This is a genomic window from Nocardia miyunensis NBRC 108239 (genome assembly GCF_001613065.1).
In the GTDB taxonomy this organism is placed as follows: Bacteria; Actinomycetota; Actinomycetes; order Mycobacteriales; family Mycobacteriaceae; genus Nocardia; species Nocardia miyunensis.
Genome location: NZ_BDBQ01000036.1, coordinates 67,187 through 82,276 on the forward strand (window position 1 = coordinate 67,187; position 15,090 = coordinate 82,276).

A 15,090-nucleotide genomic window follows, 5' to 3' on the forward strand; every position below is an offset into this window, starting at 1 on the left:
TTTCCTGGTACTCGGTGCTGCCCAGGATTCGAGTGCGTCCGATGGCCCGCCCGGAAGAGCTCGTCGAGCGGGCTTCGTGGGGGGTTCGGCGCATCCGCCGCCGATGACCTCGTCCGGCCGTGAACGGCGCTCGTAAGGGTAACGCCCCGGGCGGCCGCGCATGGTGCGAACCGGGCATGCTGCGCATGGGCCGCGGGAATCTCGGTTGCCCGTCCCTGAAATGATGGGCTGTATGCACGGCGCAACCCATCGTCCGGGGACCTCGACCACCACCACCCGCGAACACTTCCGTGCTCTCGCGGCCGAGCACCGTGTGGTACCGGTGACTCGAAAGGTGCTGGCGGACTCGGAAACTCCACTCTCGGCCTACCGCAAGCTGGCCGGCGACCGGGCGGGCACGTTCCTGCTCGAGTCGGCCGAGAACGGGCGGTCGTGGTCTCGATGGTCGTTCATCGGCGCGGGCAGTCCGGCCGCGCTGACGGTCGTGGACGGCGAGGCGGCCTGGTACGGCGCGACCCCCGCCGACGCCCCGTCCGGCGGTGATCCGCTGCTCGCCCTGCGGGACACACTCGAACTGCTGCGCACCGAGCGTTTCCCGGATCTGCCGCCGCTGACCGGCGGACTGGTCGGCTACCTCGGCTACGACATCGTGCGACGGATGGAGCGGCTGCCCTCGCTGGCCGTGGACGATCTGCACGTCCCGGAGATGGTGATGCTGCTGGCCACGGATCTGGCCGCCTTCGACCACCACGAGGGCGCGATCACGCTCATCGCCAACGCCGTCAACTGGAACGGCACCGACGAGCGGGTCGACGAGGCGTACGACGACGCGGTCGCCCGGCTGGACCGGATGACCATCGCCCTGGCCGAACCCGCCGAGTCCACCGTCTCGGTGTTCGACCGCCCCGAACCGGAGTACCGGCGTCAGCGCAGCAGCGAGGAACACCACGCGGGCGTGCGGCGGCTGGTCAAGGAGATCGAGGCCGGTGAGGCATTCCAGGTGGTGCTCTCGCAGCGGTTCGAGATGGACTACGAGGGCAGCCCGCTGGATCTGTACCGGATGCTGCGGGCGTCGAATCCGAGTCCGTACATGTATCTGATGCACGTTCCGGACGGCTCCGGCAACACCGCGTTCTCGATCGTGGGTTCGAGCCCGGAATCGCTGGTCACGGTCAAGGACGGCGTCGCGACGACCCATCCGATCGCCGGGACCCGGTGGCGCGGGGCCACCACCGAGGAAGATCTGCTGCTCGAGAAGGATCTGCTGGTCGACGAGAAGGAGAATGCCGAACACCTCATGCTCGTCGACCTGGGCCGCAACGATCTGGGCCGGGTCTGCCGCCCCGGCACGGTGCGCGTGACCGACTATCGCCACGTCGAGCGGTACAGCCACGTGATGCACCTGGTCTCGACCGTCTCCGCGCAGCTGGCCGAGGGCCGCATCGCCCTGGACGCGGTGCAGGCGTGTTTCCCGGCGGGCACGCTTTCGGGTGCGCCCAAGGTGCGGGCGATGGAGTTGATCGAGGAGTTGGAGCCGACGCGTCGCGGGGTGTACGCCGGAGTGGTGGGATACCTCGACTTCGCCGGTGACGCCGACACCGCCATCGCCATCCGCACCGCGGTGCTCAAGGACGGCATCGCCTATGTGCAGGCGGGTGGCGGCATCGTCGCGGACTCCGAACCCGAGTACGAGGACACCGAGTCCCGCAACAAGGCGATGGCGGTGCTCAAGGCCGTCGCGGCGGCCCGCACGGTCCGCGCCTTCACCCCGGAACAGGGCACGGGGAGCTGAGATGAGTTCCCCGGAATCCCGACCGGACCAATCGAATTCGGTTCCCGAGGACCCGGCGTCACCGGCCCGCGCGGATGCCGATGCGGGTCGGGCGAGAGCCGATGCGGCGCAGGCCCGGACCGACGCCGCACAGGCTCGAGCGGATGCGGCCGGGGCCAGGGCGGATGCCGCGCAGGCCCGCGCCGATGCCGGCCGGGTGCCGAGCGGTCGTGCCGATGACGTGCCGCCCGACGACGCGCCCGAGCAGCCTCGAGCGGCCGGGCGGCGGAAGAATCCGATCGGGCCGGTGGTGCTCCTGGTGCTGGCGGCCGCCGCGCTGTGGGCCGCGTCGCGGATGACGTGGGTGACGATCACGTCCTCCGACGGGCTCACCGAACCGGCCACCCATCGGCTCGACGGCGGTGTGTGGTTCGGCGCGCTGACCCCGGTGGCGCTGGTCCTGCTGGCCGGTGTTGCGGCGGTCTTCGCGACGCGCGGCTGGCTGCGGCGGCTGGTCGGGGTGGTGGTCGCGCTGCTGGCCGCGGTGGCCGCGGTGCCCGGGTTCGCCCTGCTGACCCAGCACGGCAGGACGGCCGAGCGCGCCGCGACGCTGGCTCAGCTACCCGCCCGCGCCCATGTGGATCACGTCACCACCGCGGCGTTCCCGGCGGCACTGAGTCTGATCGGTGCGGTGCTGGCCTTCCTCGCGGGTGTGCTGCTCGCGCGGATGCCCGAGGCCACGGCCCGGTTGTCGGGCAAATACGATAATCCGGTGTTCCGGCGGGCGGCCGCGGCCGAGCAGGTCGCCCGGCAGCGCGGTGACGTCGCGGACGCGGCCTCCGCAACTTCCGGGCAGACTCCGGCCGGGGCGGCGGAATCCGGTGCGCCGCAAGCGGGTTCGGCATCGAAGGAGCAGTTGTCCGAACGTGTGCTGTGGGATGCGCTGGACGCCGGAGCGGACCCCACCGACGACGAGGCCGAACGTGACCGGTGAGTCATATCGGCCCAGGTGCGACGCGGAACACCCCGCCGTCGGCGTCACGAACATAGCCATTTACTCTTTATCAAGTTCGGTGAGAGACAACGGCCTGGGGGGATTCTCAGGCATCAACTCCGTCTCCCCAGAAAGGATTCGAGCCAGATGACGGTACTCGACTCGATTCTCGACGGGGTCCGCGCGGATGTGGCCGCACGGGAAGCCCACCTGGATTTCCAGGCCGTCAAGAAGGCCGCCGCGGCGGCCCCGTCCCCGCGCAACGCGCTCGCCGCGCTGCATCAGGACGGCGTCGGAGTGATCGCCGAGGTGAAACGGTCCAGTCCCTCCAAGGGCGACCTGGCCGACATCCCGGACCCCGCCAGCCTGGCGAAGTCGTACGAGGACGGCGGCGCGCGGATCATCAGCGTGCTCACCGAGGGCCGCCGGTTCAACGGCTCCCTGGACGACCTCGACGCGGTGCGCGCGGTCGTCGACCTGCCCATCCTGCGCAAGGATTTCGTCGTCGGTCCCTATCAGATCCACGAGGCGCGCGCGCACGGCGCGGATGTGATCCTGCTGATCGTGGCCGCCCTGGAACAGGACGTGCTGTCCTCGCTCATCGATCGCACCGAATCGCTGGGCATGACCGCACTGGTCGAGGTGCACACCGAGGAGGAGGCCGACCGCGCACTCGAGGCGGGAGCCTCGGTCATCGGCGTCAACGCCCGCAACCTCAAGACGCTCGAGGTGGACCGCGACGTGTTCGCGCGGATCGCGCCCGGCCTGCCCACCGAGGTGATCCGGGTCGCGGAGTCCGGCATCAGCGGCACCGCGGACCTGCTGGCCTACGCCGGTGCGGGCGCGGACGCCGTCCTGGTCGGCGAGAGCCTGGTGACCAGCGGTGATCCGCGTGCGGCGGTCTCGGAACTGGCCACGGCCGGAACCCACCCGTCCTGCCCGCGCCCGCTGCGCCGGGGTGCGGCGCGATGACCCGGACTCACGAACCGGTACTGCCCCAGGCCAGCGAGGGCGTCACGCAGCGCAGCCACGAACCCGATGCGGGCGGGCATTTCGGCATCTACGGCGGACGGCACGTCCCCGAGGCGCTGATGGCCGTGATCGAGGAGGTCACCGCCCAGTACGACAAGTGCCGCGTGGACCCGGACTTCCTCGGGGAGTTGGACCGGCTGCAGCGCGACTACGCCGGACGTCCCTCGCCGCTGTTCGAATGCAAGCGCCTGGCCGAGCACGCCGGGGGAGCGCGCATCTTCCTCAAGCGCGAGGATCTGAACCACACCGGCTCCCACAAGATCAACAATGTGCTGGGACAGGCCCTCCTGGCTCAGCGGATGGGCAAGACCCGGGTCATCGCCGAGACCGGCGCGGGCCAGCACGGCGTCGCCACCGCGACCGCCTGCGCCCTGATGGGCCTGGACTGCGTGATCTACATGGGCGCGGTGGACACCGCCCGCCAGGCGCTCAACGTCGCCCGGATGCGGCTGCTCGGCGCGAAGGTCGTCTCGGTGACCACCGGTTCGCAGACCCTCAAGGACGCCATCAACGAGGCGTTGCGCGACTGGGTCACCAATGCGGACGAGACCTACTACGCCTTCGGCACCGCCGCGGGCCCGCACCCGTTCCCCCTGCTGGTGCGCGATTTCCAGCGGGTGGTCGGACTCGAGGCGCGGGCGCAGATCCAGGCGCAGGCCGGCCGCCTGCCGGATGCGGTCGCGGCCTGCGTGGGCGGCGGATCCAATGCGATCGGCATCTTCCATCCGTTCATCGATGATGCGGGCGTGCGCCTGATCGGTTACGAGGCCGCCGGTGACGGCGTCGAAACCGGAAGGCACGCAGCCACATTCACCGGCGGCACGCCGGGCGCGTTCCAGGGCGCGTACTCCTATCTGCTACAGGACGAGGACGGGCAGACGATCGAGTCGCACTCGATTTCCGCCGGTCTGGACTATCCGGGCGTCGGCCCGGAGCACGCCTACCTCAAGGACGTCGGCCGCGCGGAATACCAGCCGATCACCGATACCGAGGCGATGGACGCGCTGCTGCTGCTGTCCCGCAGCGAGGGCATCATCCCGGCCATCGAATCCGCGCACGCCGTCGCGGGTGCGCTGAAACTGGGTCGCGAACTGGGCGAGGGCGCGGTCATCCTGGTGAACCTGTCCGGTCGCGGTGACAAGGATATGGACACCGCGGCGAAGTGGTTCAAGCTGTTCGACGAGGACGCGCGATGATTGCGATCGCCGGTCGCGGTGACAAGGACATGGCAGTGACATTGAAGAGCGCCGCGGCGAAGTGGTTCAAGCTGTTCGACGAGGACGCGCGATGACTGCGATCGCCGGTCGCGGCGACAAGGACATGGCAGTGACATTGAAGAGCGCCGCGGCGAAGTGGTTCAAGCTGTTCGACGAGGACGCGCGATGATTGCGATCGCCGGTCGCGGTGACAAGGACATGGCAGTGACATTGAAGAGCGCCGCGGCGAAGTGGTTCAAGCTGTTCGACGACGAGCCGCAGGAGGAGCAGAAGTGAGCCGGTTGGCCGATATGTTCGCGGCGTGCCGCGCCGAGGGCCGGGCCGCGCTGATCGGCTACCTGCCCGCCGGGTATCCGGATCTGGCCGGATCCATCGCCGCCTGCACCGCGATGGTCGAATCCGGTTGCGACGTCATCGAAGTCGGCGTCGCGTACTCCGATCCGGTGATGGACGGACCCACCATCCAGGCCGCCGCCGAGCAGGCGCTGCGCGGCGGCGTTCGGGTGCGTGACGTGTTCGCGGTGGTCGAGGCGATCACGCGGGCCGGTGGCAAGGCCGTGGTGATGACGTACTGGAATCCGGTGCTGCAATACGGCGTCGACCGGTTCTCGCGTGATCTGGCCGCCGCGGGCGGTCTGGGCATGATCACCCCGAATCTGATTCCGGAAGAGGCCGACGACTGGTTCGCCGCCTCGCGGGCGCACGGCCTGGACCGGATCTTCCTGGTCGCGCCGTCCTCCACCGAGGAGCGTCTGGTCAAGACCATCGAGGCCAGCAGTGGATTCGTCTACGCCGCCTCGACGATGGGCGTGACCGGCGCGCGCGCCGCGGTGTCCTCGATGGCGCCGGAGTTGTGCGGGCGGATCCGGACGCACTCGGATATCGCGATCGGCGTGGGCCTGGGCGTGCGCAGCGGTGTGCAGGCCGCGGAGATCGCCGCTTACGCCGATGGTGTGATCGTCGGCTCGGCCCTGGTCACCGCCACCGGTCAGGGGCTGGATCAGGTGCGCGCGCTGACCGCGGAGCTCGCCGAGGGCGTGCGTTCGGCGGCCGTCGTCTCCTAGCACACCGGCGTCCGGCCGACCGCGCTGAGTGCGGCGCGAGCGGTTTCCGTTACGGTGGGCCCGTGACCAACCCAGTCCTGGCCGAGAGTGTTGTTGCCAACAGTGCCGTGCACGGTTCCGTGCTGGCCTATATTCCGAGTCCACCGCGGGGGGTCTGGGATCTCGGGCCGCTACCGCTGCGGGCGTACGCGGTGTGCATCATCATCGGCATCATCGTCGCGATCTGGTGGGGTGAGCGGCGCTGGCAGCAGCGCGGCGGCCGCGCGGGCGCGGTGCTGGACGTGGCGATGTTCGCGGTGCCGTTCGGTCTGGTCGGCGGCCGGCTCTACCACGTGTGCACCGACTGGTACCGGTATTTCGATACCGGTAAGGACCCCTGGGACGCGCTGAAGGTCTGGGACGGCGGTCTGGGTATCTGGGGTGCGGTGCTGCTGGGCGGCATCGGAGCCTGGATCGGCTGCCGGGTGTACCGGATTCCGCTGCCCGCTTTCGGTGATGCGATCGCGCCGGGCATTCTGCTGGCCCAGGCCATCGGCCGCTTGGGCAACTACTTCAACCAGGAGCTGTACGGCCGCGACACCACCCAGCCGTGGGGCCTGGAGATCTATCTTCGCTTCGACCACAACGGCCAGCTGGACATGATGAACGGTGTGTCCACCGGCGTCGTCCAGCGCGTCGTGCAACCCACCTTCCTGTACGAGCTGCTGTGGAATCTGATCGGCGTGGCGCTGCTGATCTGGGCGGACCGGCGCTGGCGGATCGGCCACGGGCGGCTGTTCGCGCTCTACGTCGCGATCTACACCTTCGGCCGGTTCTGGGTGGAGCTGCTGCGCGACGACGACGCCACGCACATCTTCGGCATCCGGATCAACTCGTTCACCTCGACGATCGTATTCGTCTGCGCCATCGCCTATTTCGTACTCGCCACCAAGGGGCGCGAGGCCGCCGAGACCCTGCAACCCGGTGGAAAACGCCCGTGGCCGTGGCAGTTCGGCGCATTGCGTGCGCACGGTGCGGAATCGGCGGAGTCCGAAGGGGATTCGACGCACGTCGAACACGCCGATGATGCCCGCGCGGACGACGCGCCACCGGCTCCGGACGAGGATGCCGTGAAATCGGATGCGTCGCGGGCGGAAGCGGGGCAAGCTGAGCCGGGCGGTGAATCGGGGGAGACCGAGCAAAGCTCCGGTAGCGAAATCGAGTCCGCCGACGATGACGAGTCGACGGTGTCCGCGACAGCGAAGTCGACGGGAACGTCGGCGAAATCCGCCGAGTAGGACGCCGCAGCGGCATCCGATCCGCCACCATGCGGCGGGGCGGGGTGAGGCGGGCCGACGTGGTGCGGCCCGCGGACGAGGAGGACAGATGAGCGAGCGCAGCGGGGTGGAGCAGTGACCGACCCTTATCAGCAGCCCGGTTACGGGCCGCACTACGGCGCACCGGGCACGGGCCCGGGTATGGGCGGGCCGCAGCCTTACGGTCAGCCGCAGTACGGTCCGCAGGATGCCTACGGTCAGCCGCAGGACGCATACGGCCAGTCCAATCCGTACAACCAGCAGGTGTACGGGCAACAGCCGGGCGGATATCCGCAGCCCGGCTATCCGGCCGGTCCGTACGGCCAGCCCGGGATGGATCCGCAGGCGCCCTTCGGCCGCGACATGTACGGCATGCCCTACTCGGACAAGTCGAAACTGGTGGCGGGCCTGCTGCAGCTGTTCCTCGGTGGTTTCGGGGCCGGACGGTTCTACTTGGGCTACAACGGTATTGCCGTCGCGCAGCTGCTGGTCACCATCTTCACCTGCGGTCTGGGCGGCATCTGGCCGCTGATCGACGCGATCATGATCTTCCTGGGCAATGTGCCGGACACCTACGGCCGACCGTTGCAGGAAAGCTGACGGTGCGAACAGTCGGCGACACCTAGGAGTTCGGCTCATCGAACTCCTCGCTGAACCGAACCATTCAGTAGCCGAACCGTTGCTGATGGTGCAACAGCCGGCCGCTCCGACCATCGGGCCCATCGCGCCGCACGGCGTGGCCGCCGCCGATTGCCGGATGATCTTTCTGGGGCTCGGATTTGCGCAAACTCGTGTCGGGACCCGGGCGGCCGGACATCTCGCGGGGTGAGCGGGATCATAGGCTCGTGCTGTCGATAGCGAAGGGTATGCCCACTCGGCGAAGCGGACTCGGCAGGACTAGGCTCGCAGCCGTGATGCGACGGACAAAGATTGTGTGCACCCTCGGGCCGGCCACAGCCTCCGAGGACCGGATCCGCGAACTTGTCGAAAGCGGCATGGACGTGGCCCGGCTTAATTTCAGTCACGGCGAACACGCCGATCACGCTGAGAACTACGAGAAGGTGCGGAAGGCCGCGGATCATCTCGGCCGCGCCGTGGGCATCCTCGCCGATCTACAGGGCCCCAAGATCCGGCTCGGCCGGTTCGTGGACGGCCGGACGACGTGGGCCACCGGTGAGGAGGTGCGCATCACCGTCGAGGACGTGGAGGGCACCCACGACCGCGTCTCGACCACCTACAAGGAGCTGGCCGCCGACGCCAAGGCGGGCGACCGGCTGCTGGTCGACGACGGCAAGGTCGGGCTGACCGTCCTGCGCGTCGAGGCAAACGACGTCGTCTGCCGGGTGACCGAGGGCGGCCCGGTGTCGAACAACAAGGGCGTGTCGCTGCCCGGCATGGATGTTTCGGTTCCGGCCCTGTCGGACAAGGACATTGCCGATCTCGAGTTCGCGCTCGAGCTCGGCGTGGACTTCATCGCGCTGTCGTTCGTGCGCTCCCCGGCGGACGTGGAACTGGTGCACGACGTGATGGACCGCGTCGGCCGCCGGGTTCCGGTGATCGGCAAGCTGGAGAAGCCCGAGGCGATCGACAACCTCGAGGCGATCGTGCTGGCCTTCGACGCGATCATGGTCGCCCGCGGCGATCTGGGCGTCGAGTTGCCGCTCGAGCAGGTGCCGCTGGTGCAGAAGCGTTCCATCCAGATGGCAAGGGAGAACGCCAAACCCGTGATCGTGGCGACCCAGATGCTGGAGTCGATGATCACCAACTCCCGCCCGACCCGCGCCGAGGCGTCCGATGTCGCCAACGCGGTGCTGGACGGCGCGGACGCGGTGATGCTCTCGGGCGAGACCTCGGTCGGCGAATACCCGATCGAGACGGTCCGTACCATGGCACGCATCGTGCATGCCGTGGAATCCGAAACCTCCACGCGGGTACCGCCGTTGACCCATGTGCCGCGCACCAAGCGCGGTGTCATCTCCTACGCCGCCCGCGATATCGGCGAGCGGCTCAACGCCAAGGCGCTGGTCGCGTTCACCCAGTCCGGTGACACCGTGCGCCGGCTGGCCCGTCTGCACACCCCGCTGCCGCTGCTGGCGTTCACTCCGCTGCCGGAGGTGCGCAGCCAGCTGTCGCTGAGCTGGGGCGTGGAGACGTTCATCGTGCCGACCGTGCGCACCACCGACGAGATGATCGGGCAGGTGGACAAGGAACTGCTGTCGCTGAACCGGTACGCCAAGGGCGATCTGGTCGTCATCGTGGCCGGTTCCCCGCCGGGAACGATCGGTTCCACCAACCTGATCCATGTGCACCGTATCGGCGAGGAGGACCACTAGTTGAACGCGTCACTGGGCGAATCGGTGTCTACGGGAACTGGTGATCTGGATGTGCTGCTCGGTCTGCTCGACCTCGAGCAGACCGGTGAGGACACGTTCCTCGGTCAGCACCCGGAGAAGGTGTGGAGCCGGACCTTCGGCGGACAGCTGGTGGCCCAGGCGATCATCGCCGCCGGGCGCACCGTCGGCCCCGGGCGTCCGGTGCACGCGGTCAACGCGCATTTCGTGCGCGGCGGCGATGTGAAGAAGGCGATCGAATACCGGGTGGAACGACACCGGGACGGCCGCGCCTTCGCCAATCGCACGGTCACCGCCTATCAGGACGATCAGGAACTGTTCGTCATGCTGGCGGCCTTCCAGGACTACGGCAAGGGGCTGGAGCACGCCACCCCGCAGCCCCAGGTGCCCGACCCGGACGGGCTGCCGCGGGTCGAGGAGTCCTTCGAGGGCCTCGAGGACCGGTTGCAGATGTTCGTCCAGGCTCCGCATCCGATCGATATGCGGTACACCAACGATCCGGCGTGGATCCTCAAGGGCACCGGTGAGACCCTCAACCACAACCGCGTGTGGATGAAAGCCGACGGCACCCTTCCCGACGATCCGCTGATTCACGTTGCGGCGCTGGGTTATTCGTCGGACACCACGGTGCTGGATTCGATCATCACCACGCACGGCCTGTCCTGGGGCCTCGACCGGATCGTCGCGGCGACGGTGAACCACTCCATCTGGTTCCACCGCCCGTTCCGCTTCGACGAGTGGGCGCTGTACGCGACCCAGTCGCCCGTCGCCGCCGGGCAGCGCGGCTTGGCCATGGGTCACTTCTACTCCCGCGCAGGCGAATTGCTCGCCACGGTCGTGCAGGAGGGCGTCATCCGCCACTTCCCGCCGAGGCAGCCCGCCGCCCCGCGCTAGATCAGTTCGCGGTTCTCTTCGAAGTCGAAACTCTCCCTGTGGAGGGTGTGGATCTCGTAGGGGACCGCGTCCTGTGCGGAGATGCACAGCATCAGGCGGGTCTCCAGCTGGGCCAGATTGGCCTCGGTGAGCAGTTTCGCATCGCCGACGAGGCTCAGGGCGATCTCGTAGGCGTGCCGATCGCCCGGATCGGCGCCAGGATTGTCAAGGCGCCATTGGGTTTCCAGAACCGCGTGGCTCGGCTGGTCGGGGTCGATCGGCAGGGTGAACCGCCAGGCGAACAGATCGCGATCGGCCACGTGTTCGTCGACCACCTGGCGTACGGTGGCCACGACACGATCGAGTGTTACGGGTGTCACGTAAACATGGAGCGAAACATCCGAAATGCGTTTCGGCATGTCTGAGTCCTGTTCTTGTGTCGAACCTTTGGCTGAGCCATTCGCCCGGCAGTGTAGTCGCTCCCCGCCGGAAACGGGGAGGACGCCCCCGTCGGGGAGTGTCGGCGCGAATTGCTCAGGCCTGTCGGTCGATTCGCGTGGTGTCGATGACCGGCGGCTCGTCCTGTCGTCCGCCCGGCAGCACCACCAGATGCGGTCGGCCGCGGTCGTCGGTGGGGACGCACAGCGTCAGCAGCAGTGGCGCCAAGGTTGCGGCGATGTGATCGCCGACCTCGCAGTACTTCTCCGGCGACAGGCCCACCGGATCGGCGATGTTCTCCCGGCCCACCAGTGCCAGATCGTTTCGGGCGCGGTCCATCTCGGCGACGGTGCGCGCGCCGCTGACCTTGGCGATGCGGTACGCCTGCAGCAGGGTGAAGGTACGGGGCCGGGCGCCCGGGACGTGCGAGACGATGTCGTCGCGAATTTGTTCGGTCATCGCCAGGACCAGATCGGCGCGGTCGACCATCTCCGGCTTCAGCCGGCGGGCGCGGAAACCGCTCGCATTCGCGCCGAGTCCGGTGATCGTCTGTGCCGCAAGCGGTTCCACACCGAATCCGACCAGTGCCCGGGTGCCGGCACTCTCCGCGGTCAGCTCGTACAGTCCGTGTTCGTCCGCCAGTGCGCGGGTGAGGCGTTCGGCGATCACCGAGCGGCACACATTGCCGGTGCAGACGAACAGGACATGCATGGCAGGTACGGTATGCGCCCGCGGGCGCGGCGAGAAGACGGCAATAGCGGAAATCTGCCATTGTCGCCAGATGTTCATTTTCGTGTAGCGAGTCGCGCGAGAACAGTTTGCTTGTCATTCGCTGAATGGCGCGGAACTCGGTCGATTATTTTCGGCCGGAGTCTTCGGAATAATACGCATTCTCATCGACCACCGGTTCGGCTTTCGGATCCTCGCGTTCGACCCGCCCGCGCGTGGAGAACAGCCGCCCGCGCATCGACACCGTCGGCGCGACGCGGGCGAGCCCGGTCGGGGTCGTCATATCGTCGTACATGGTGTCGATGCCGCCGCGCATGAAGTATGCCTCGTGCCAGAATCCGGTGCCGCCGGAGTCCCGCAGAAAACGTTGCCACCAGTCTCGATGCGGGTTCGAGCGGGTCCAGCGCTCGAGGCTGTCCAGATCGCGCCAGTACTGGCGCGCACCCCAGTGCGGCGGGAACAGCGACCAGATCAGATCCTCGTGCAGCAGCAGCCCGTCGGGGCGATCGCGGTGTGAGCGATAGAGTTCCGGTCCCAATCCCAGCAGTCGCAGCATGCCGCGCGGCGTCCGCACGCGCATGCCCAGATAGATGACGACCAGATCGGGATATTCGGACAGATCCGCGGTGAGTCGATTCACCCGCATTCGCGACCTCCCATCGAGCCGGGGCCGGATACGCCCCTCTCAGGTTTGCACGTAATACGCGGGTGATCGGTTCGATCGTCGCGCCCGGTGGCGGCTCGCGGGGGCATTTTGCGCGCGATTTCGTCCGCTGTCGATTGTCCGGTGATTTGCTGGACGGCAGGCGCGCGGTCGCGCCCGGATCCGGTCCCGGTACCCCGCCGGATCGGTTCGCCGCGGTGTCCGCGAGATGCGGCCGGTTTCGGGGAAGAGCCATCGATCCGCCTCGCGGCGAGTTCGGATTCCGATGCGCGGCAATGTAATACGCGACACATGTTGAATGAAGAGAGCTTGGTGCCGAGTGTGGGACTCGAACCCACACGTCCTTTCGGACAACGGTTTTTGAGACCGTCGCGTCTGCCTGTTCCGCCAACTCGGCGCACCGGGTGCAAATCATAGCTGGTGACCGTCCCGGGAACCGAATCGGTGTGATACTGCCCCGGTTCGCGCTGGGTAGGTGGGTTCTCGGCGCTGTCGAACGGTACGCTTTAGGTCACTCGGATGCGTAGCGGTCCGTCGAGGGCGGCGTCGGACTGTATCGGAGCATCGGGTATCGGCATCGGAACACGAGGGGTCTGTCTATGGGAACGTCAACAGGGGGCGCGAAGAAGGATGGGGCGACCGCCGCCAAGCGTGTGGTCGTGGCCGAGGACGAGGCACTCATCCGGATGGACCTGGTGGAAATGCTCACCGAGGAGGGCTATCAGGTCGTCGGCGAGGCCGGCGACGGTCAGCAGGCCGTCGATCTGGCCGGTGAGCTGCGCCCGGATCTGGTGATCATGGATGTGAAGATGCCGCGGCGCGACGGTATCGATGCCGCGGCGGAGATCGCGAGCAATCGCGTTGCCCCCGTTGTGATTTTGACCGCATTCAGCCAGCGTGATCTGGTCGAGCGGGCCCGGGACGCGGGCGCGATGGCATATCTGGTCAAGCCGTTCACCAAATCCGACCTGGTGCCCGCGATCGAACTCGCGGCCAGCCGTTTCCACGAGATCACCGCGCTCGAGAGCGAGGTCGCGAGCCTGTCCGAACGGCTCGAGACCCGCAAACTCGTCGAGCGTGCCAAGGGTGTGCTGATGCAGACTCAGGGATTGTCCGAGCCGCAGGCTTTCAAGTGGATACAGCGAACCGCGATGGACCGCCGTACGACGATGAAGGCGGTTGCCGAGGTCGTATTGGAGAACCTCGCACCCAAGTCTTAGTAGCGATACATTTGCCATCGAGTAACAAGATGGAAACACGATCTTGACGAATATTCGGGATCGAAGTAGCTCCGATGGCTCGAATGTGATGCGGAGCTAACGTCACAACGCTATGTTCTGAGCTTGGCCGACATGGTGGGCCCTCTCGGCAACCCCGGGGGATCGAAGAACATAGAGGTGAATCGTGCTTGGTTCAATAACGCGGAGCACCACGCGAACTCGCGTGGTTCGCGGTGCGTTGGTGATCGGGGCGGCGGCCGTGCTGGCCGTGGCCGGTTGCAGCAGCAAATCGACGTCGAGCAGCGCCGGTGGCGGGAGTGGAACCGGCCTGTCGATCAAATCGCTGGTGCAGATCGATAGCCAGGGCAAGTCGGTGACGCAGACCGGTACGGCCAAGGCCGCCGATCCCGCGGGCGATGGCAAGGCCAAGTGCGCGCCCACCACGGCGATCGCGATGGCCGGTGCGCTGACCGGTGCGAACTCCGCGCTCGGTATCAACATCGTGGACGGCGTGAAACTGGCTGTCGCGCAGCACAACAAGGCCAACCCGGACTGCCAGGTGCAGACCAAGCCCTTCGACACCGAGGGTGATCCGCAGAAGGCCAGCCAGGTCATCCCGACGGTGATCAGCGACCAGTCGGTGACCGCGCTGATCGGTCCGGCGTTCTCCGGCGAGACCAAGGCGACCGGCCAGATCATCAGCGACGCCGGCCTGCCGGCGCTGACCTCCTCGGCCACCAACGCCTCGCTGACCAAGAACGGCTGGAAGACCTTCTTCCGCGGCCTGGCCAACGACGATCTGCAGGGCCCCTCGGTCGCGCACTACCTGACCGGCGCCGGCGGCTTCAAGAAGATCTGCGTCGTGCAGGACGACTCCGATTACGGTGTGGGCCTTGCCAAGTCGGTCACCGCGGCGCTCGGCTCCTCGGCCGACGAATCCTGCGCGGCCCAGGTGAAGACCGGCGACAAGGACTTCTCGGCGACGGTCTCCAAGCTGTCCGCCGCCAAGCCGGACGCGATCTTCTACGCCGGGTACTACGCCGAGGCGGCCCCGCTGGTGGAGCAACTGCATTCGGCCAACGTCACCGCGACCTTCGTCTCCGACGACGGCACCAACGACCCGCAGTTCGTCAAGCAGGCCGGCGACTCCAGCAAGGGCGCGCTGCTGTCCTGCCCCTGCGGCCCGGCGCCGGACTCCTTCGCCACCGCCTACAAGGCCCTGAACAACCAGGAGCCGGGCGTGTACTCGGTCGAGGCGTACGACCTGACCACGATCGTGTTGAAGGCGATCGACGCGGGCAAGGTCACCCGTCCCGAGGTGCTCGACTTCGTGCGCAACTACGACGGCCAGGGTCTGGCCCGTCACTACAAGTGGGACAGCACGGGTGAATTGTCGAACGCCTTGATCTGGATGTACCAGGTCAAGTAGGGACCTACCCCGT

14 protein-coding genes and 1 tRNA gene are annotated in these 15,090 nt (G+C 67.6%); 11 read left to right on the plus strand and 4 right to left on the minus strand.

Going from position 1 to position 15,090, the window contains the following annotated elements; genetic code table 11:
• Nucleotides 1-232 precede the first annotated feature (232 nt).
• From NM2_RS14865 to NM2_RS14905, 9 genes are all read left to right on the plus strand, one after another.
• Nucleotides 233-1,792 carry an anthranilate synthase component I gene (locus NM2_RS14865; RefSeq protein ID WP_067669049.1) on the plus strand — a complete coding sequence of 520 codons (1,560 nt, stop codon included), beginning with the start codon at nucleotides 233-235 and terminating at the stop codon, nucleotides 1,790-1,792.
• A gap of 1 nt (nucleotide 1,793) precedes the next feature.
• A complete protein-coding gene (locus NM2_RS14870) occupies nucleotides 1,794-2,765 on the plus strand; it encodes a Trp biosynthesis-associated membrane protein (protein WP_084530993.1) in 972 nt (323 codons plus the stop codon).
• A 147-nt stretch (nucleotides 2,766-2,912) separates the two neighbouring features.
• Entirely contained in the window at nucleotides 2,913-3,737 is an 825-nt protein-coding gene (gene trpC / locus NM2_RS14875; protein WP_067668866.1) for an indole-3-glycerol phosphate synthase TrpC, read from the plus strand.
• On the plus strand, nucleotides 3,734-4,993 hold the full coding sequence (trpB, locus tag NM2_RS14880) for a tryptophan synthase subunit beta (RefSeq protein ID WP_067668868.1): 1,260 nt from the start codon (nucleotides 3,734-3,736) through the stop codon (nucleotides 4,991-4,993). Before trpC ends, trpB begins: the two co-directional genes overlap by 4 nt.
• Before the next feature lie 311 nt (nucleotides 4,994-5,304).
• Entirely contained in the window at nucleotides 5,305-6,078 is a 774-nt protein-coding gene (gene trpA / locus NM2_RS14885) for a tryptophan synthase subunit alpha (protein WP_067669054.1), read from the plus strand.
• Nucleotides 6,079-6,140: 62 nt separating this feature from the next.
• On the plus strand, nucleotides 6,141-7,355 hold the full coding sequence (gene lgt / locus NM2_RS14890; protein WP_084530994.1) for a prolipoprotein diacylglyceryl transferase: 1,215 nt from the start codon (nucleotides 6,141-6,143) through the stop codon (nucleotides 7,353-7,355).
• A gap of 114 nt (nucleotides 7,356-7,469) precedes the next feature.
• Nucleotides 7,470-7,973: a TM2 domain-containing protein gene (locus tag NM2_RS14895; RefSeq protein WP_067668870.1), complete on the plus strand. Its 504-nt coding sequence runs from the start codon at nucleotides 7,470-7,472 to the stop codon at nucleotides 7,971-7,973.
• Nucleotides 7,974-8,284: 311 nt separating this feature from the next.
• A complete protein-coding gene (gene pyk / locus NM2_RS14900) occupies nucleotides 8,285-9,706 on the plus strand; it encodes a pyruvate kinase (RefSeq protein WP_084530996.1) in 1,422 nt (473 codons plus the stop codon).
• Nucleotides 9,707-10,618, plus strand: coding sequence for an acyl-CoA thioesterase (locus NM2_RS14905; RefSeq protein WP_245718033.1), 912 nt, complete (start codon nucleotides 9,707-9,709; stop codon nucleotides 10,616-10,618).
• Here NM2_RS14905 and NM2_RS14910 read toward each other — a convergent pair.
• The 4 genes from NM2_RS14910 to NM2_RS14930 all read right to left on the minus strand — a co-directional run bounded on the left by NM2_RS14910 (nucleotide 10,615) and on the right by NM2_RS14930 (nucleotide 12,825).
• Nucleotides 10,615-10,950, minus strand: coding sequence for a hypothetical protein (locus NM2_RS14910; RefSeq protein ID WP_245718034.1), 336 nt, complete (start codon nucleotides 10,948-10,950; stop codon nucleotides 10,615-10,617). The two genes, NM2_RS14905 and NM2_RS14910, sit on opposite strands and share 4 nt — an antisense overlap.
• Before the next feature lie 181 nt (nucleotides 10,951-11,131).
• On the minus strand, nucleotides 11,132-11,746 hold the full coding sequence (locus tag NM2_RS14915) for an arsenate reductase/protein-tyrosine-phosphatase family protein (protein ID WP_067668876.1): 615 nt from the start codon (nucleotides 11,744-11,746) through the stop codon (nucleotides 11,132-11,134).
• 145 nt (nucleotides 11,747-11,891) lie between these two features.
• Nucleotides 11,892-12,410, minus strand: coding sequence for a phenylacetaldoxime dehydratase family protein (locus NM2_RS14920; RefSeq protein ID WP_067668878.1), 519 nt, complete (start codon nucleotides 12,408-12,410; stop codon nucleotides 11,892-11,894).
• Between the two features lie 328 nt (nucleotides 12,411-12,738).
• Nucleotides 12,739-12,825 (minus strand) — tRNA-Leu (locus tag NM2_RS14930).
• Nucleotides 12,826-13,027: 202 nt separating this feature from the next.
• Here NM2_RS14930 and NM2_RS14935 point away from each other — a divergent pair.
• Entirely contained in the window at nucleotides 13,028-13,648 is a 621-nt protein-coding gene (locus NM2_RS14935) for an ANTAR domain-containing response regulator (protein ID WP_067668883.1), read from the plus strand.
• Between the two features lie 238 nt (nucleotides 13,649-13,886).
• Entirely contained in the window at nucleotides 13,887-15,077 is a 1,191-nt protein-coding gene (locus tag NM2_RS14940) for a branched-chain amino acid ABC transporter substrate-binding protein (protein ID WP_245718044.1), read from the plus strand.
• Nucleotides 15,078-15,090: the final 13 nt, after the last annotated feature.

Bases quoted from the DNA above. Each gene is read 5' to 3' on its own strand.
- NM2_RS14865 (WP_067669049.1), top strand. From the start codon at position 233: ATGCACGGCGCAACCCATCGTCCGGGGACCTCGACCACCACCACCCGC.
- trpA (WP_067669054.1), top strand. From the start codon at position 5,305: ATGTTCGCGGCGTGCCGCGCCGAGGGCCGGGCCGCGCTGATCGGCTAC.
- trpC (WP_067668866.1), top strand. From the start codon at position 2,913: ATGACGGTACTCGACTCGATTCTCGACGGGGTCCGCGCGGATGTGGCC.
- NM2_RS14935 (WP_067668883.1), top strand. From the start codon at position 13,028: ATGGGAACGTCAACAGGGGGCGCGAAGAAGGATGGGGCGACCGCCGCC.
- NM2_RS14870 (WP_084530993.1), top strand. From the start codon at position 1,794: ATGAGTTCCCCGGAATCCCGACCGGACCAATCGAATTCGGTTCCCGAG.
- NM2_RS14915 (WP_067668876.1), bottom strand. From the start codon at position 11,746: ATGCATGTCCTGTTCGTCTGCACCGGCAATGTGTGCCGCTCGGTGATC.
- trpB (WP_067668868.1), top strand. From the start codon at position 3,734: ATGACCCGGACTCACGAACCGGTACTGCCCCAGGCCAGCGAGGGCGTC.
- NM2_RS14920 (WP_067668878.1), bottom strand. From the start codon at position 12,410: ATGCGGGTGAATCGACTCACCGCGGATCTGTCCGAATATCCCGATCTG.